This window comes from Candidatus Omnitrophota bacterium (assembly GCA_040755155.1).
In the GTDB taxonomy this organism is placed as follows: Bacteria; Hinthialibacterota; Hinthialibacteria; order Hinthialibacterales; family Hinthialibacteraceae; genus JBFMBP01.
Map to the genome: position 1 here is coordinate 1 of JBFMBP010000123.1, position 18313 is coordinate 18313.

Annotated in this window: 13 protein-coding genes, 1 tRNA gene and 1 pseudogene; 3 read left to right on the forward strand and 12 right to left on the reverse strand. The window is 47.0% G+C overall.

From position 1 onward, the window contains the following. Both AB1656_18090 and AB1656_18095 read left to right on the forward strand, forming a co-directional pair. A partial coding sequence (locus AB1656_18090) for a methionine biosynthesis protein MetW (protein MEW6237298.1) occupies nt 1–392 on the forward strand: 392 nt, incomplete at its 5' end. Nucleotides 393–464: 72 nt separating this feature from the next. Further along, nucleotides 465–560 (forward strand): annotated as a pseudogene (locus AB1656_18095) (MerR family transcriptional regulator). On the opposite strand, the gene AB1656_18100 reads toward AB1656_18095, so the two are convergent. The 4 genes from AB1656_18100 to AB1656_18115 all read right to left on the reverse strand — a co-directional run bounded on the left by AB1656_18100 (nt 552) and on the right by AB1656_18115 (nt 4956). After that, complete coding sequence (locus tag AB1656_18100; GenBank protein MEW6237299.1) at nt 552–1307, reverse strand: hypothetical protein; 756 nt, start codon at nt 1305–1307, stop codon at nt 552–554. The pseudogene AB1656_18095 and the gene AB1656_18100 overlap by 9 nt on opposite strands. Nucleotides 1308–2113: 806 nt before the next feature. Next, entirely contained in the window at nt 2114–3205 is a 1092-nt protein-coding gene (locus AB1656_18105; GenBank protein ID MEW6237300.1) for a hypothetical protein, read from the reverse strand. A 148-nt stretch (nt 3206–3353) separates the two neighbouring features. Continuing rightward, the gene (locus AB1656_18110; protein MEW6237301.1) at nt 3354–4199 is read right to left on the reverse strand and encodes a hypothetical protein; all 846 of its coding nucleotides are present in this window, start codon (nt 4197–4199) and stop codon (nt 3354–3356) included. Between the two features lie 286 nt (nt 4200–4485). Beyond that, a complete protein-coding gene (locus tag AB1656_18115) occupies nt 4486–4956 on the reverse strand; it encodes a hypothetical protein (GenBank protein MEW6237302.1) in 471 nt (156 codons plus the stop codon). 112 nt (nt 4957–5068) lie between these two features. Here AB1656_18115 and AB1656_18120 point away from each other — a divergent pair, with 112 nt between their 5' ends. Continuing rightward, entirely contained in the window at nt 5069–6667 is a 1599-nt protein-coding gene (locus AB1656_18120; GenBank protein ID MEW6237303.1) for an alpha-L-rhamnosidase C-terminal domain-containing protein, read from the forward strand. On the opposite strand, the gene AB1656_18125 is transcribed toward AB1656_18120, so the two are convergent. The 8 genes from AB1656_18125 to AB1656_18160 all read right to left on the reverse strand — a co-directional run. Continuing rightward, nucleotides 6664–11430 carry a lamin tail domain-containing protein gene (locus AB1656_18125; GenBank protein ID MEW6237304.1) on the reverse strand — a complete coding sequence of 1589 codons (4767 nt, stop codon included), beginning with the start codon at nt 11428–11430 and terminating at the stop codon, nt 6664–6666. The two genes, AB1656_18120 and AB1656_18125, sit on opposite strands and share 4 nt — an antisense overlap. 337 nt (nt 11431–11767) lie before the next feature. After that, a tRNA-Ser gene (locus AB1656_18130) sits at nt 11768–11857 on the reverse strand. Nucleotides 11858–11981: 124 nt separating this feature from the next. Then, nucleotides 11982–13058: an alcohol dehydrogenase catalytic domain-containing protein gene (locus tag AB1656_18135; protein MEW6237305.1), complete on the reverse strand. Its 1077-nt coding sequence runs from the start codon at nt 13056–13058 to the stop codon at nt 11982–11984. 204 nt (nt 13059–13262) lie between these two features. Beyond that, nucleotides 13263–14171: a sugar phosphate isomerase/epimerase family protein gene (locus AB1656_18140; protein ID MEW6237306.1), complete on the reverse strand. Its 909-nt coding sequence runs from the start codon at nt 14169–14171 to the stop codon at nt 13263–13265. Between the two features lie 63 nt (nt 14172–14234). Then, entirely contained in the window at nt 14235–15344 is a 1110-nt protein-coding gene (locus AB1656_18145; protein MEW6237307.1) for a class I mannose-6-phosphate isomerase, read from the reverse strand. Between the two features lie 298 nt (nt 15345–15642). Further along, entirely contained in the window at nt 15643–17019 is a 1377-nt protein-coding gene (locus AB1656_18150) for an NUDIX domain-containing protein (GenBank protein ID MEW6237308.1), read from the reverse strand. Between the two features lie 4 nt (nt 17020–17023). Continuing rightward, entirely contained in the window at nt 17024–17554 is a 531-nt protein-coding gene (locus tag AB1656_18155; protein MEW6237309.1) for an ImmA/IrrE family metallo-endopeptidase, read from the reverse strand. A gap of 191 nt (nt 17555–17745) precedes the next feature. Beyond that, nucleotides 17746–18313, reverse strand: a 568-nt coding sequence (locus tag AB1656_18160; protein MEW6237310.1) for a S46 family peptidase, incomplete at its 5' end; no start/stop codon positions are given.

Here is an 18313-nt window from a genome sequence, read left to right on the forward strand (position 1 = left end):
CAACGGATGCGAAGACGGTGGAGCGCATGATCGTCCTCGCGGATATCCAGCCGGGAGAATTGGCGGTGGATTTAGGCTGCGGCGACGGCAGGCTGCTGCAAGCGGCGGCCAAGGCGGGCGCCGATACGATGGGCTACGAATTATCGCTCATTCTCTACCTTCTGGCCCGCTGGCGCGGCGTCAATGTCCGCTATCGAAATCTGTGGAAAGCGGACGTCAGCCAGGCGGATGTTGTTTTCTGCTACCTGGTTCCCCGTGCCGCCGCCCGTTTCGAAAGAGAAATCTGGCCGCGCCTCAAACCCAGCTGCCGCATCGTCGTCAACGCCTTCCCTCTTCCCAACCTGAAACCTATCGCCGCCGATGGGACAGTCTATCGTTACGATAAAATATAAACCTTAAAAAGTGATCGGAAATAATGGCGGCTGCGCTTCGCTTTGAGCCAACCCTACGACTATTAGCTAAGCGTCCCCTCGCGGGAAATCTACATCAAAGGGCCCGGCATGATCTTCAAAGGCAATCCCGAAAAATACCTGACGGAGATTCAGATGATGCTAGCTTAGGATTTCTAAAACGATGAAATAGGAATCCTCATATAGTATTTTAAGATGATTATTAAAAGAGATGCTTTTAATAAAATCAATTGAACCTTTATAGTAGTTAATGCTTTTAGAGGCAAGAATTATATTTGTTTGAAACAATATTGGTATCTGATCGAGTCGATCCATCACATATCCTCTCGATATCATTGAATAGGTCGTAAACATCTCTTTGTTGTATTCATATAAGAAATGCGGATCCAAACCCGTAACGTAATAGTTATAAGGGTTCATATAAAATAATTGAGCAAAATCCGACCAAGAGACGTTATATAAGACGGATCCTGTTTCTAAATTTTCCTTTATATAGTGATTAACTCCATTAAACCTTGATATAGGAATTATTATATGCTCTGCGTTTTCCATAATATGGAATAATTGGAAAATAACAAATAACAAAGCCAAAACATTCATAAATACATGCTTTTGCGTTATAGATAGGATGAAATTATAATCATAAATTTCTTTCAATTCATTTAAATAGAGAGAAAAAAATAAAAACGAAGAAGGAGCAAAATACTCAATAAATCGTCCTGATTTTATCATAAGGGTAAAAAATAGTAGAAAAACCCAAAAGGAAAATTTTGTTTCCTTGCCAATGGGAGGCATATTTTTGTATAAACAAAATAGAATGAATAATATCAATCCTGCCAAGACGTAGTTGCCGGAAATAAACTGCTTGAAACCAAATGGAAGCCATTCATGCCCCATAATCATCTGCTCGCGGATAAAGCATCTATCAAATATGGACTGGAAGGAATAAAGGATATAATCCAATGGATTCCATTGGAAACAAAATCCAATGCCTATGCCCAGGAATACGGCGTACAATGAATAAAAATGATTCCTCTTTCCAAGTAAAAACCATAGGAATGCGATGATTGGCAATATAATATAAGTGGAATGCGTAATTGCATACAAAAAGGATAATAGAAATTGGCGTTTGTATTCTTCCTTGAAGACGCTTCTGAAGAAGAGAAGCAGTAAAATAATAGTCAACGCGTGAGGGCGCAACATAAGAATTCGCGTTGTAAAATGTACTGACGCGCATAAAAGAAAAAGCATGGACCATATTATCTGTTCGTATTTCAATTCGATTATACATGAATAATAACTTATCAAAATCCCCAACAGATTCAAAAAAATAAATAGTTTTGCGCCCCTTACGCCGAAGGGCTTAACAAAAACAGCCAATAAAAAATGATAAAGCCATTCTAAATCAATAAAATTTTCACGATGAATTGAAAAATACATCCAAGGCAAAGTATTTTTTGAAAAGAAACTCATGCCCTTCGAATATTGATAATGAAAGTAAGCGTCATTTCCAAGTAAATCGTTCTGAAAAACGATGATCAAGATAAATGCAAGAATACCTATTAATATCAATATAGGACAGTTTTTTAGGAAGGTATGCGCGTTAATTATACGAAATAACAGATTGCGAATAGGTAACATTTAAATATCAATATGATTCTTGGCGAAAACTGTTCGATGATTAAATAATAAGATAAAATTAGTTATTGCATTACAATGAAGGAGCACGGAATAATCAATTTCTCGTCTTGTTCATTGATGCGGACGTCGACAATGAGGTTGGTTTTATAAAAGCCTTTTTTATCCGGCGTTTTTATCGATATATCAACGCATGATTTATCGATATCGATTTTTGTATCGAATAATTCGGAATTTTCGTCCGTCTTGGCGTTTTGAATTTCCGTCTTATATTGATCATTATATACACGCACTGTTTTTTCATAGGTTTGATGCGGTTTCAAAATGGACATTCGAATAACTGGGGGGTCGGCCTGAGCTAAACCTGTATTTAAAGGAGTTCCCGATATTAGGAATTTAGCCGAATCCTCTTTCCCATCAACATTATAGTAGACGATAACCGCGCAACCATCGGAATAGATATCGGAAAGTATTCCTTCGTATTTAATTGAATAGGTTGTTGTTTGCAATTCTTTGAAATTTTTGCCATCGGATGCGTTTTGAAAAGTAATTTTGCAGTGGGGATCATCCGATTCGATTTTGCTTATTGAAAACGACTCATGAAAATAGCCGGTAAGAAATTGCGTTATTACAAAAGAATTGCCACTATTAGGTTTATAAATTACGAATTTTTCTGTGGAAAGTTTAATTCCTTCTTTGCGGAATCCCTTGAAAAGAAACGTGTAGGTTTTGCCGCTGATCGTCAGTAAGATTTTTTCATTAATGTAACTATTTTTTCCATTAATATTCACATTGAAGTCAAGCTCTTTTTGGACCGATATATCGTTATTTCCAATAGGCGAGAAAGTTATACAACCGCAAAATTTTTGAATATTCTCGACCTTAACGGAATCGTCGAGATCGTTAAATAGATGGATTTTTCCAGAAATAGAATTTTGATCCGGGAGTTCGCCCATATTTATTAATAACGATTTGCCGAGTTCTTTGAGATTTAAGCGCAATTCGAACGCTTTGCCTGGTTCAATTTTAAGAATTGTTTCGTCATATATAGATTCATCAGTCAAAGACGGAAATGTATTGTCATCCTTGCTGCAAGAAATAAGTAATATACTTATGAAAGATAAAAACAAAACGAGGCTATATCCTTTATACATCATTTTATATCTCCGATGCAAATGAATGGTGGGTTTAACCAATATCTAAGTAATTTTTGGAAGTTGACAGGGATGAGCAGCGCAAAGTTATTCCTAGAGAAACTTTGCGCTGCCCAATAATAATGCTCATTGTAATTAGGTGTGCGTATTTTCAACTTTTGGGCTTAATGACGCTCTTCATTTTTTCTTCCAGAGAGATAATGGAATCCTTCTTTCCTTCAATATAATAGATTCCATTCACGCGATCATGCACCTTCGATCCATCGACGATATAGGAATAGGGATCGAAAAAATTATCGGCGAAATTCTTTTCTTGGGTAAACTCATTGTAGGTATAAAGAATATAAGTAGTCGCTTTTTCCTTTAGATTGTCATTGATGTCTATGACCAGTCCTTCTTCGTTGAATTGAAATTCCTCGATTGATTGGATTATAGAATTATCGGAATAATGATAATTCCTGCATATATAAAGGCTGCCATCATTGTAATATCTTGCTATCGAATAAATTTTTTCTGGATTGTTCGATGACAAAGTGAGGCTAATCATAACGCTGTTGGGAAGAATCGGATTCGCGCATTGAATCGTTAATTGTTCTCCATCCTGCGACGTTGAGGTCTGAAACAGTTCTTCCGCTTTCCCGCTTAGATTTACGATCATTTTATTAATGTTGAATGGCGCGCGATCGAAGAAAGGATCGTAAAGTATGCGTAGTAAAGAATAATCGTTATCTTCATAAGTTTTATTATCCTTTCGCGGTTCGATAACCCAATAAGGCATAACCTTATCTTCATCCTCATAGACTACGCAGGCGCCGTTAACGTTCGCATCGCGAAAACCTATCGAACGATGCGAAGTAGTAAATGAATTGTCGGGATTGTTTATGTCTTCCAACTTGATGGAACGAGCATTGCGAACTACTTTTGAAACCGTGGCATGATACCGATTGCTGCTAGCAAATTCTTCCAAAATTTCGGCGTCTTTGCGAAGCATTGGCATTGTCATTCCTGACATATTGAAAAATCTGCTCCACCCCGGCTGATCGAAATGCTGATTAATAAAAGAAATTTCTCCTTGAATGCGCAGTCCGGAATTCATTTTTTGTTCTACAACCGTTTTCCCTTCCTCCAATACTCTATGTATAATATCGATTTCCGAGGCGAATGAAGATAGAGAAAATACGAATATTGCGCATATTTGAAAGAACGACTGTTTCATTATAGATTCTCCTTTGCATTCGAATTTTTAAAAACATTAGGTTCAATAAAAGCAATGCGGATAATGTCTAGCAAAGATGTCCAGTACAAGCGGGTTGTTCTTGTCCTGAACATAGACATGGATCCGGCTCGCAGTAGTATTGGCCGTTGGGAAGAGTGCATACATTACAAACGCCAGTATTTCCGTATTTTACGTATGCAAAAATGGCTGTAGAAATCGAGCCCGTGCACGTCACATTCGGGTAATTGCCGAGACATACATCGTAACTTCCTGGAGGAACTCCCAATTCGTCATTCCAAACTCCTTGTTTACAAGTAGTAGATCCCGAACAACTTAATCCTTGCGGCAAATATACGCCCTGACAGTAGGTGGAGGTAACAAAACAGCTCGTGACGCAAGCGCTGGCGTCCACGGAAACGCAGTTCGCGTCTTGGTATACCGTATCGGAAAAAATGGAAATCGACGTAAACATAATAACGACCGACAAAAGCACGCCAACGTACATAAGCCCAGATGTTTTCTTTAGGTAGATATTCATTATTTCATCCTCCTTGTTCGATTCGGCGCCATAAATGAGTTCGAATATTTCTGTAAATCGTCAAGTAGCTATTAGCGTTATTGTGTTCGTTACCCCCTTTCAATCGTCATTGATGCGTGCAAACAAACAGACCTACTATATCAAAAAAAAAAATAAGTCAAGTATATTTTTCAAAAATTTCAAAAAAGATTTAATTTTTATTTTCCAACGAAACGAGCCGCTGGCGGGCGACGAAAGCGAAACCTGGGTTCCTAAATTCTTCTATAACGGCTGCCGCTACCTTCAAGTCGAATGCTCGGCGCCGCAGGGTGGCGAGGCGCCCGTCGTCGAATCGCTCGAAGGACTCGTCTTCCACTCTTCCTCGGAGCCGATCGGCGATTTCGCTTGTTCCAACGAACTTTTCAACCGCATCCGTACGCTTGTCCGCTGGGCGCAGCGCAGCAACATGATGCACGTATTGACGGATTGCCCCCACCGCGAACGGTTGGGCTGGCTGGAAGAATACCACCTCAACGGCCCGTCGATCCGCTACGAATTCGATCTGGCGCGCATGTTTATCAAGAGCATGAACGATATGGCCGATTCCCAGTTGGAAGACGGCTTAGTGCCGGATATCGCTCCCGAATACGTCGTCTTTTCCGGCGGATTCCGCGACTCGCCCGAATGGGGCAGCGCCTACGTTATATGCCCGTGGCAGCAATACGAATGGACGGGCGACCTAAAGCTCTTGCGCGAACATTACGAAGGCATGAAGCGCTACGTCGCCTATCTCGGCAGCAAAGCCAAGGACCATATTGTCTCTCACGGCTTAGGGGATTGGTGCGATCTCGGCCCCAACTCGCCGGGTACGGCGCAATTGACGCCCATCCCGCTGACGGCGACGGCGTTCTATTATTACGACGTTTGGATTCTCGCCCAGACCGCCGAATTGTTGGACTATTCCGATGAGGCCAAGAAATACGCTGAACTAGCGGAACAAATTCGCCAAGCCTTCAACAAGACGTTCTATCATCCCAAAACGGGCCAATACGCCGATGGCTCCCAATGCGCCAATTCCATCGCCCTGGTCATGAACCTGGCCGAGCTGGATCATCGCCCGGCGCTTTTAGAGGCCATCGTCAAAGACGTGCAAAATCGCGGCAATGCCTTGACGGCAGGCGATGTTGGCTACCGCTACCTCCTGCGCGCCCTGGCCGAAGGCGGACGCTCGGACGCTATTTTCGATATCAACAATCAATCGGACAAACCCGGCTATGGCTACCAACTGGAACACGGCGCCACCAGCCTAGTGGAAACGTGGGACGCCCGCCGCAATTCCTCTTGGAATCACTTCATGCTGGGGCATATCATGGAATGGTTCTACCATGATCTCGCGGGCATCGGCGGCGATCCCGCCGGCCCTGGCTTCAAGAAAATCCTCATCCAGCCGCAGCCCGTAGGCGATATCGCCTGGGCGCGAGCTTCTTATAACTCCATCCGCGGCCCCATCGCCGCCGAATGGAAGCGCGGCGATGGAGAATTTACCTTGAAAGTAACAATACCAGCGAATACGGCAGCGACGGTAAGCCTTCCCTGCGCCGCTTCTGACAAAGTAACTGAAAGCGGCGCCGCCGCTGAAAGCCGCCCCGGCGTGAAATTCCTACTCTACGAAAAAGGCCAGGCTTTCTACGCTATTGGTTCCGGCCAATACGAATTCCGTTCGCAGCGTTAATAAATCATCCACGATTGGACCGCCGTATTGGGCGAGCCTTTCCGGCCTGGGCTTGGCGCGTCCGCTTTCCAATTGTTGGGATCGTCGCCCGAAACGGCTGAGGAAATTCGTTGCAGCGATTTTCCCAATCCATCCGCTTCAGGCGTCCACGGCGCCTGGTGGAAATAGATCGCTTCGTCTACGATCGCCCATGAACCAGGGCCGTTGACAGGATCGGCGGAAAGCGGTTTTTCCAGAGCGATTCGTTCTCCCTGGTTGGACAATTTGCCATCGTAGGGGCCTAAGATAAGCGGCGCCAATTCCGTTGAGAGCTGGTAGACATTTTTAAAGGCGTTCAACGCCGCTGCGTCATTGGAGTTGAAGCCTACAACGAGCAAACGCCCTTCCGCAGACAGCGCCGTCTTGGCGGGAAACGTAAATGCTGCTCCTCCATCCAAGCGCCAGGAACCGTTTTCATTCCACAAATTAACGGTTTGTCCCGTAGGATTATATAATTCGATATATTCCAGATTGACGTCTTCATCCATGGCGGGATGGTACATGATTTCATCTACGGCGATATGGGGGATTCCCGCACGATTCGCCGCATTCTCCGAAGGCTCCATCGCGTACCAATACTCGCCGCCATCGCCGTAACGGCCCTGCGACAAACTCTTTTCCTGCGCTTTAAACTGGACGCAATCCACAACGCGGTCGACGCCCGCTTTGCCGGGCAAATAGGAGAGGAATAATTGCTCCCCCTCCTTGCTAAGAGCGAATCCGCTTCCGGCGGGATGATTAAAACCCGTACTTTCGTCAAAACGGACAAATCCATTCGCGGCGATATCCATTGCGGGTATAGCCCATTTCTTTAAATTGGCGGCATCGTCGCTGAGATGCCATCCACTCAGGTGTACCGTTTGCGAAGTATTGTAGAGTTCAATCCAATCATTCGAATTTCCCGTTTCAGAATTGGCGGTATTCGCCATAAATTCATTCAGAACTACGTTACGGATAGGTTCGGGATCGGGACCTCCCGGCGATCCGCCGATAAACGCGCTGGCGCGCCAGTTGCCGCCATAGGACAATGAATCCATTCTCTCTCCCGCCAGAGCCGAATCGAGTGGAACCAGCGAATGGCCTGCTCCATCCGTCGCCAGCGGCCACCCGCGCCCATCAGCAAATTCGAGAGAAAAGATTTCCTCTCCGTCCAAAGATCGCTTCAGCGTTAGGAATTCTCCCCCATTAGCCAATTTTCCCGTATACGGCCCCGCCAAGAGGATGGAATCGTTTAATCCGTAAAGTTTTCGAAACGCGGTTTTCTCTTCGTCTGTTCCCACTGGAACGACGACTAAATAACCATTAGGGGGAAGATAGACGCCGTCGGGAAACGTAAATTCGACGCCGTTTGTAAACGCCGCTCCCGCCAGCGAAAGCGTCAGCGAGGGATGCGTATTATGCAATTCGATGAACTCCGAGCCGTCTCCCGGCGGATTGAACATCAATTCCGCGATGCGCAAGTTTTCCAACAACGCGCGGCTATTCTCCGATTCGCCGACAGTGAATTGAATCGGCGCCGACCAGCGGCTCCAGCGTCCCGTATCGTCTTTCATCCGCGCCCGCACCCGGTAGGTATGACCAATCGTTACTTTACTGGCGGGAATGGTGATGTCCTTTTGAAACGCCGTCATCTCTTCCGATTCCCAAACCGGATCGATTTCATACTTGCGCGGCGCTGTACTCCTTTTGATTGCCGGATTGGCGGAGCCGGAATTAGAATTTCCTGGATTGGCGCTCGCCGCCGGGGAAACCAACTTCACGTCAATGAAGCAATCCGAACTTGAACCGAGATATTCGTTGACGACTTGTACTGAGATGGCATTTTCACCGGAAATAAGATAACGGCTGGGATCGGAGATGGGATAATCGATGTAATTCAGGTCTTCCCGATGCTGGCCGAAGGAATCGAAGGGCATCTCTTCCGATGCGACATGATCTTTCGCCGCATGAACGCCGTTGATCCATACGTTGAATCCGTCGTCGAACAAGACTTTCAGAACCAGATTCTTGACGGCGGCGGCATCTTTGATGGTGAATTTCTTGCGCAAATAAATCGTGGAGTAGTTATACCGCATATCGGACAATACGGTTGCGATGATTTCCTCGCCATAGCCGATGGGCGCCGTTCCTTCCTCCCAACCAGAATCGTCGAAATTCAACTCCCGCCACGCGCTGGCAGGCGTGGACGGTTCGCTTCTGCCTTTGAAATACTTCCATGTCGAAAGATCGGGAACCAGATCGACATCCGGATCCTGCGCGGGTTGGGAAGGCGCTTCCGATTCCGGATCCACCTCGGCGATGCGCCATTTCAATGCCGCAAACGTATTCTCCCCCTGCGGATCGCCAAAGGGCGTCGTTTCGAATGTCAGCGAATCGATGGGATAATTTTCAGGAGACGTCGAAACGATGACTGGAGCGTCTGGAATATTGGAATCCTTTAAAAGCGTTTTTTCCATCCACGCTCCGCGCGAGACGACGTAATCCTTCATCAATTGCAGCATACCGGCAAAGTCCTTGGTCGGCGCTATTTGATAAAACATGCCTTGTCCGGCCTTATTTCCATGTCCTCGGTATCGCGCCGCTTTGTTGCCCATCACCCAATGATAATCCCACATCGCCCGGTCGGCGTCGACAAAAGAGAGTTGGCCGGGAGTATAGATAAAGGAGGCAATTTCGTCGATGAGTTGGTTCGTTTGGCTGGGATTGAAAAGCAAATCCATGATTTCGCGATGGCGGTTTTGATACTCGATCTTCAATGCGATGTTGTTGAGCAATCCCGCGGCTTTGAACGGCTCGTTGCCGTTTCCGAACATATTGTTGGCCCAGGTCAGGTCCAAATCCCAAGGATGCTGCGACCATAATTTCGTGAGGGGATTGTAGTAATAGTAATAATTTTTTCCATAACCGTTATCGTAGTGATGGATCGCTTCCAAAATGGTTCGGTATCCGTAATACCGTTGCAAATCGACGTTATTCCGCCACCATTGTTCGGTGGGCTTGGAATAGTAGCCGCTCATGAAGATATACATATCCGATAGATCGGAAGGACCATTCGGCCCTTCGTTGCTCAATTCTCCCGTACCGTTTTCCATCTTGTAAAAATTGCTGTCCGGCAATCCGTGTTCGTCCAAAAAGCGCCCGTCCATCTGCTCCGTAGCTAAATACAATCCCCAAAAGTCTCCGTCGTATTGCGTCCCGCTGGTGGTTATTCCACTATGCAATCCATTCAATCGCCCGTCTTCGTTCTCCTCGTCGATAATGCGGAAATGAACATAGTTCGTATTCGCGGTTTCGATGCCCGCCATATTCATCAATTTAAAGCCAACCGCCTCGAACATCCCTTGTTCGCCGCGATGCAGGTAATCCCCTTGCTGAATGTTCGCGCCCAGATTCAATCGATCCCATTGGGTTTTGTATTTTCGTCCGTAATCGTCGCGCGCCTGGAACGAATGCCCCCTCGTGAAATTGAATTTCCACATGTTTTTCCCCATCGAGAAACGCCATGTTCCCCCGCGCGCCCGGAAACGGATGTGATCGTACACGTCCGTTCCATAGACGAAGGTTCCAGAATAGAGGTACTCCTGCGTCATGCTCTGATCCAGCCAAGTGCATTTTTCCGTCTCCGTTTTACTGGTAATCAATTGATAAATCGGCAGCGAATTCAGCATGGCCGAGGGGAAAGATATTTCCTGCGTTGTTCCCGGACGAATCGAACCGATCCAATCGGGAACGCCGTCGTAAACGAAATAGGCGAAATTCGGCTGCGGATCGTCTGCATAAGGTACCTGAATCGATAGCCCCCCCTTGTCCGCCGCCGCAATGCGATAGCGCAGCAACCGCCTATGCCGTTGCAATGAGCCGGGCAACACGCAGGTATAGACGGAATCCCCCGCCGCGGCGTCGCCCCTGGCGCCGTCGTCGCGCATCTCTACGGCTTCCCAATTCGTTTTGTATTCCGCATCGCTGAGAAAAATATAATGGCCGGGATCGACGATTTGATAACTCAGCGTTACGCTGGCGACGCCATCGGGATCGGTCGCCTTGGCGGTTATCGTTACCTCTTGGCCTGAAGCCGGTCCTTCTGGATCATGCTTCACCTGCCGGATTTGCGGCGGGATATTTTCGGCGAACACGGAATTCCGAGCGCCGGGCGAAGGATAGGCCGAGCGCCAGCTTCCCCCCAGATCGTTATCCAAGCCGGGATTGACCAACTGAATGGAATGTCCGCTGCCAGGATTGGTTTCGGGAACGGCGTCCCCCACCGTCGGCCAGGGGAAGCCCAGGACATATTCCACGCGATCGATCGAGCGCCCTTCGGCGTCGCAAAGTTCGATAATCTCCCCTTCGTTTTCCAACCTGCCGGTAAAAGGCCCCCAAATCTTGCTTGAAGCGATTTTATATTTCTTTTGAACCGCCTGCTTGTCTTCTGCGACGACGCGGTATTCTCCGGCGGCCAGGATGGAGGATTCAGGGAAAGTAAAATCAATGCCGTAGCGGAAACTCCAACCGGTAAGATTCGCGGTTTCCGCTCCAGCGTTATACAGTTCTACAAACTCCACAAGATCGGTCTTGACGTCAGGATTGTAATGAATCTCGTTGATGATTACCTGTCCTTGAGCCGGAATGGCGGAAATAGCGAGAAGCATGGCTCCCAGATAGAATAACGGTTTTAACGCAAAGGCCAAAGAATTGGATTTTCTTTCCCCAAAAAAATTGAACTTCATAACGCATTCATCCTGTTCTATGAATAGATATGTTTTCCCCCTGGACTTGTCAAAAAAGAAGACCGTCCAGCCGATACGCTATTAACTTATTGACGATAAAGAAGATATATCACGCTTTTGCATTATTTGTCAACGATAAAAACAGGGTATTGCGAAAATACGCCCTCTTGATTCGTACATCCATCGATATATCAATCACTAAACGCGCATGTTTCACGTTTATAACTGTTTTGCGGATAAAAGATCCTCATTTATGAATCCTCGTCAGGTATTCTTATGAATTTCAATAAATCGAAGAGAGCCATGCGGAATGTAGATAGGAGGGAAGCAGGAAGAACGGTGGGGGTGGGATTCGAACCCACGAAACCCTTTTGAGGTTTACGCGATTTCCAGTCGCGCTCCTTCGGCCAAACTCGGACACCCCACCAAACGAACAGAAAATAATTTTAGCCCAAAGCGGCGCCCATTGTAGGGGCGCGTGGCAATTCGCCCACTCCTTCATCGCACATAATCAACCCAGTTTAGCGCCAGAAATCCGGTTTAGGGCTGGATCAGGGATTAATTACGACTTTCATCGCTTTGCCAGCGCGCCCACGCGCTTCGGCTATGCCGGGAATCAGGTCTTTTAACGCGAAATTGTGGGAACGAATCATATCGACGTTGACGAGGCCGTTGGCAATGGCTTGCAGGGCAGTAGGCCAAGTCAGAGGCGCCAGCCAGGAGAAGCGGATGGTTTTATCCCAAAAGATCGACTGCAACGCGGGAACGCGGACAACGGCGTCATCGGCGGGCAGCCCGAAGTAGACGATGCGGGCGCGGCGGCCGGTAATGGCCAGAGCCTGCTCCATCGCGGAGACGTTGCCGGTGGCGACGATGCAAGCGTCGGCGAATCTGCCGCCGGTAAGTTCCTGGATTTTTTGTTTCAAGTCAGGGATGTAGTAGGGAGAATCTTTCTCGAGCGTATTAAAGGCGTAATCGACGCCTAGTTTCTTGGCGATGTCGAGGCGATAATCCACCGTGTCGACGATAAGAACCTTGCCCGCGCCGGACGACTTGATCAGTTGCAGCATAAGAGAACCAATGACTCCTGCACCCAACACGACGGCGAAATCGCCCAGTTTGATCTGCATATTCTGCACGCCGTAGGTAGCGCAAGCCAGCGGTTCGGTAAGAGCGGCTTGTTCGAAAGAGACGTTATCGGGGATTTTATGCACGCCAGTGTAATTGGAGAGGCAGTATTCGGCGAAGCCGCCATTGGTGGAGACTCCGAGAACCGACTTTTTCTCGCAGAGATTGGGCATGCCCCGTTTGCAGATTTCACATGCGTTGCAGTATTGGACGGGATCGAGAACCACACGGTCGCCTTTTTGGAAAAGCCCCAGTTTTTCGGGAATGGCGCCCACATCGTCCACGACGCCGCAGAATTCGTGGCCTAAGACCAGCGGGCCTTTACCGTTAGGCGTTTCGAGGGAACTCTGCCCGAAATAGTAAGCGATATCCGATCCGCAGATGCCGCAGGCGTTCACGCGCACGCGGATTTCGTCGGCGCCGGGAGCGGGAACCGCCATATCCTTGAATTCCATTTTTTCCGGTTCGTAAAAAACTTGCGCAGCCATCATCGCAGCCATGATTTTTCCTCCAGCTTTTTCCAATTTTTAATAATGAGATTCCAATTATGAAGTGGAAGGTGGGCTACGCTTCGCTTTGAGCCCACCCTACATATTTTCCCTCACCCTTGCCCTCTCCCAGAGGGAGAGGGAATTGGCAGTTGCTTCAATGAAGTTGTTCATAAAAACGAGGCGTGGACGATTATGCGTCCGCGTTGGTTTTTTTCAATACTTTTGCAGATACGGCTTCAAGAACTGCTGCGCGTTGCGGGTTACATCCCACGCTTCGGGCCAGAAGCAGAGATCGATCGTCCACCATTTGCCGGTATAGCCCGCGCCTTCTTCAATGGCGGCGAGGACTTCGTCGAAATCGATCTTGCCTTCGCCGAAGGGGCGGTGGGTACTGGTTTCGTTATTGTGCAGCGTGCCGTCGGAATCGATCAAGTGAACATGGCCGATATGGCCTTTCAGCTTCTTGGCGAACTCGGCGACGCCGCCGGGTAGCGTCTCTTTTTCGCCTGGCTGGCGCGCGCCTTCGACAGCGCACATGTAAGCGTGGCAGGCGTCGAAGAGAATGGAGAAGTTGGGATGATCGACGGCTTTTACGAGATCGACGACTTCGCTGGGCTTGTTGAAGAGAAAGCCGGGTTCGAATTCCCAAACCAATTTGACGCCGAAGTTCTCGGCCATCTGCGCGCATTGGCGCCACAACGCTACGATTCGGTCCCAGGCGATTTTATGATCGACGCCAGGGATTCCTTCGGGGCTGCTCACCGTATCCACGCGCAGAGCGGGAGCGCCGAAATCGAGGCAAAGTTGGAGATTTTTCTTGAAAATGTTGATATACAAATTATTCTGCTGCGCTTCCGCCGTTCCAGGGCCGGGATAAGCCCAAAAGTCGGCGGCGACGCCGGAGATTTCCAAGCCGTTGACGCGGATGAGGTTCTTGATTTTTTCGCGATCCGCCCGCATGGGATAATCGTCGGGGTGGATGTGCGGACGGAAAGCGCCGATTTCGACGCCGTCGAAGCCGTATTCGCCCAATTGACGAACCACCTTGTCGAATGGGATGGGATTATCCTGGTAAGGGCCGAAGCAATAGGCCCAAGAGCCGATCGATAGTTTTTTCGCCATGATTGCGCCTCCTCTTCGAGTGTACGTTGCTTTGCGTTTTTGGCGCGGCTTATCTTCCCGTTTTTAGGCGAGTTGGGGAGGATAGCAGCAGACCACTTCCAATTTTTCCGAACCGGTATTGACGATCTTGTATCCCGGCAGGCAGCGGGGAATGAAGACCGATTTGCTTTTGCTGATAGGCACTTCGCCAAACGCGCCCTTGATATAGCCTTGGCCTTGCGTAGGAACGAGGCAATGGAAGCCCTGGCCTTCGGGCATGTCGATTTCGGAGCCAACGAGGAGGCGGCTAACCCAAAAATACTTCTTGGCTTCGTCGGGAACGAGCTGCTCTTCCACGCTGTTGTCCTGCTCGCGGACGACTTTGGGAGTGCGGAGGACGTAGTTGTTGAGATAATCGTCGGACATGGCTTCCCAGCGGGCGGCGTCGAGGGCGGTATCCCAGTCGAGGCCGCAGGCGGCTTCTTCTTTTTTGTAGGGAAAGCCTTCCCACTCGGAGAGGATGTTCCAGTCCGTGGGTTCCTGGGGTTCGAGGATGCAGAGGCCGGAGCCGAGGGAGTGAACCCAGCCGTCGGTGAGGAAGATGACGTCGCGGGGATTGGGCTTAATGACATGCATGTGCTGGCGCATGGTTTCCACGTCCTGGGCTTCCATCCACTTTTTGAAATCATTCTTGTCGATGTCTTCCTTGAAGCCGACCCAAGCTTGGGCGCCGGGGCGCGTGTCGAGAACGATCCACGCTTCGTTTTTGCCAAAGGGAGAGTTGAGATGCTTGGAGGAGAAAGCGGGAGAGGGATGCCAATGCACGGGAATGTGCGCATTGTCGCCCACGTCGAAAATCTTCAGCAGTACGCCAAGGTTGGGACCGAATTTTTCGTAATGCTTGCCGCCGAGGGTCTCTTCGGGAAACGCTTGCAGCAGGTCTTGCAGCAGCGCGATTTCGCCGCTGGGCATTTGGACGCGGCTGTAGCCTTTGTCGGGAGGATTGTCGCGTCCGGGAGTGACGGCGCGGTTGGTGGAGAATATCCATTCTTCCGAGCGGAAGTCGTCCTTGGGATCGGGTTCGCCCATGAACTTGGCGCGCAGCTTGCCGCCGTTGTAGAAATGCAGATAGGTGTTGGGCGCCAGATGAACGGGGCGCTCCAATAGTTTCTTGAGTTCTTCTTTCGAAGCCATGGCTTTCCTCCAGCGAAAAATGAGGAGCGGAAGAGGCCGCTCCCGAAAATAATATCGTTTTCCAGTATGTTAACGCGGGGCAGGGGAGGCTGTATAGTGGCGCCCGCCGCTTGGAGAACGTTTTGGCGGGGGGAAGGGTTGGCCGGGGAAGGAGGGGTAGAACCAAAGCCAAGGACGAGATTTTTCGGTTAAAGATTTTCAGAATTGGGATGGTCTGGATTTTCAGGAATTTCAGGATGAGAATTTATGAACATTTTGGGAATATGGGGTTGAATTAAAGGGGAAAAAGAATGACCGATTAGGATTTTTGTTTATTCCATACTTCAAACGCTCGGCGGGCAGTATCTTTAAAATCAGGGACGCACTCATTATCGTCTAGGTCATAAAGATTTTGGGAATTAATCCACTTTATCATTGAGTGACTGCTGCTTTTCCGTTCCGCTTTATCGGGATTTTCGACGTAAGCGATAAATATCACGCCGGGAATTTTTCGCCGATCGTTATCTTCAATGATATAACTGCTAATCGGAATCAATTTATCGTCAAAAGATAACTCGACGCCGAAATCCTTTTTATAATTTCGAGATAAACATTTTTCGAAAGTTTCATTGATTGCAAGTTGTCCACAACCGAATTCCCAGCGATTCGGAAAACGGTTTTTATCGCGCGCGCGTTTTGCAATTAGTATTTTCCCTTCCTTATCGAAACAAACGGCTACGCAGTGCACTTCAACGGAATAGGCTTTTGGAATTTCTAAATGATCAGATTGGGTATCGCTTTTTTTTAGAAGATATTGGATCAATTCATCCATATCATCTTTTCTATCTAAATCATTGTATACTTTAACGAGACAAGATATGGGTTCGAACCTGTATGAATTCTCTCTAATTTTTTTCACAAATTCATTATTGTAATGTTCATCATACAAAAAACTATCCTTTATATTACTCCAATCTTCTTCGTACCAAATAATTGGATAGGGTCTTCCATCCCATATCCCTTTTAATGGCTCGTAAGAAATAATAAATAATTTATTGCGAAGTTTTTTTGATTTTAAAGTAATAATATAAGCCAGATCCGAGCTTATTACTAATCTTCTTTGCGTTGCGCATTTAGCAATTCGAAAACCAATATCAACATCAGGTCCCAAAAAATCAAGAAGAACCGATTTTGTTAAGCCATTAACAGATTCCTGCAAAATAGCTATATTCTTTATAGGACCTTTAAGTTCTTCACTATTTTGAGGTAAAACGTATTTTACATCTGCGCACCATAAAACGCTTTTAATTGATAGATGCGTTTTGGCATCGGGAAATTCATTGTGCAGGAAGTTAATAACATCATGCATTAAGGAATATGATATTTCAATACATTTGATCGCTTCTTCGATTTTATTAATTTTTTTATAAAGCAACACTTCATCGCCAACAAATTTCCATATATTTATGCTGTCTTGTAAACGTTTTTTTAATCCATTAGCAATATATTCGTAAAAGCGATGCATCATAACCGGCCATGATTCCGGACCAGATTGTTTGCTAATAGTTTTGTATCTTGTGGAGTTTGCTATATCAAAAGAAAAGAAAATATAAAACCCGTCTAATATATTTTCTTTGGACGATTTGATATTTTGCAGGGCATCAATTTTATTTTGAGGAATTGAATCATGCGGCATGAGGTTATTCCCATTGGAAAAGACCTAACCATTTACCTCGGTTACTCGCCGCTTCCGTAGAAACATCAAAGTGTTTTGCAATAGGCTGAATACGATACATATTATGATCGAGATTTTGGTTGGCGATTTCGATGAATTCCTCTTTTGGCATCAACAACGCGGCGGCGAATTCGCTGGCTTCATTTTCTTCGATGCCATATCCATAACGATGGTAAACGGAATCCGTATATTCACCAACAGAGTTCCATTTATCGTCATCAACCAGATAACCCATGTGGAGAAATAAATGGCCAAGTTCGTGCGCGACGGAAAAACGTTTTCTATTTTTATATGCGTTTTCATCTAAAATAATTTTAAAACCATTTCCATCTTTTTGGATTGATGCTTCGCATTCTAATTCCTCATTATCACGTTGTACTAGTTTACCTCCTAATTTTTGAACGACTGTTCTCACGTTTAAAGGAGTTTCAAGTTCAAAAACTTCTCTGATCTTATCAACTAGCCGATTAATATATTCGCGTCTAGCTCGATCCATGAATCGTCTCTCCCTTTCAGAATCTCATTGTCCATGATAATTCGTTCAGTTATACTATAGCATAATATTTTAGAGGGTATAATTTAATTTTATACTCTAATCATTATGAAAACACAGAAATATTTTTGATTTATCGAATCTCCTTTTAGAAATGACATTCATAAATCTATTATTATGAATAGGATAAGACATTATTTTTCGCCGCAAAACGCCGGTTTCACTCCCATCTCCTCCAAAATATTCCCCGCATGTTCTACGGCGTCGAGGACCCATTTGATGTAGCGGACGTCTACGTGAATGGCTCGGGTTACTTCTTCCATGAAGACGAGGTCGCTGGCTACTCCTTCGATGTTGCCGTCGAAGGCTATGCCCGCGAATTCGCCTTTGGCGTTGAGCGTCGCCGAGCCGGAATTGCCGTTGGTGATGTCGAGGTCTGTCAGGAAGTTAACGGGAACCTCGCCTATTTCTTTGTCAACGTAGGGGCCGAAGCGCCTTTCGCGCAGGGCTTCGAGGATGTTGGCGGGCAGTTCGAAGGGGAACTCGCCTTTGTATTTCGCCCATTTTTCGCCTACCTGCCATACTTTCGTGAAGGGGAAATACTCTTCGCGGCCGGGGGCGGGCCTATAGCCGCGCACGGTTCCGTAGGAGATGCGGATGGTTCCGTTGGCGTCGGACGCGAGGACGCCTTGATGGAAGGCTTCCAACGCTTTGTAGTAGATGGGGCGCGCGAGAATCATGTCACCGGAAAGGCGTTTCTCT

What these genes read in the sequence shown, in the direction of transcription:
- AB1656_18100 (MEW6237299.1), bottom strand. Translation starts at nt 1,307, where the DNA reads ATGGGGCATGAATGGCTTCCATTTGGTTTCAAGCAGTTTATTTCCGGC.
- AB1656_18115 (MEW6237302.1), bottom strand. Translation starts at nt 4,956, where the DNA reads ATGAATATCTACCTAAAGAAAACATCTGGGCTTATGTACGTTGGCGTG.
- AB1656_18120 (MEW6237303.1), top strand. Translation starts at nt 5,069, where the DNA reads ATGCGTGCAAACAAACAGACCTACTATATCAAAAAAAAAAATAAGTCA.
- AB1656_18140 (MEW6237306.1), bottom strand. Translation starts at nt 14,171, where the DNA reads ATGGCGAAAAAACTATCGATCGGCTCTTGGGCCTATTGCTTCGGCCCT.
- AB1656_18150 (MEW6237308.1), bottom strand. Translation starts at nt 17,019, where the DNA reads ATGCCGCATGATTCAATTCCTCAAAATAAAATTGATGCCCTGCAAAAT.
- AB1656_18145 (MEW6237307.1), bottom strand. Translation starts at nt 15,344, where the DNA reads ATGGCTTCGAAAGAAGAACTCAAGAAACTATTGGAGCGCCCCGTTCAT.
- AB1656_18125 (MEW6237304.1), bottom strand. Translation starts at nt 11,430, where the DNA reads ATGAAGTTCAATTTTTTTGGGGAAAGAAAATCCAATTCTTTGGCCTTT.
- AB1656_18105 (MEW6237300.1), bottom strand. Translation starts at nt 3,205, where the DNA reads ATGATGTATAAAGGATATAGCCTCGTTTTGTTTTTATCTTTCATAAGT.
- AB1656_18110 (MEW6237301.1), bottom strand. Translation starts at nt 4,199, where the DNA reads ATGCCAATGCTTCGCAAAGACGCCGAAATTTTGGAAGAATTTGCTAGC.
- AB1656_18155 (MEW6237309.1), bottom strand. Translation starts at nt 17,554, where the DNA reads ATGGATCGAGCTAGACGCGAATATATTAATCGGCTAGTTGATAAGATC.
- AB1656_18135 (MEW6237305.1), bottom strand. Translation starts at nt 13,058, where the DNA reads ATGGCTGCGATGATGGCTGCGCAAGTTTTTTACGAACCGGAAAAAATG.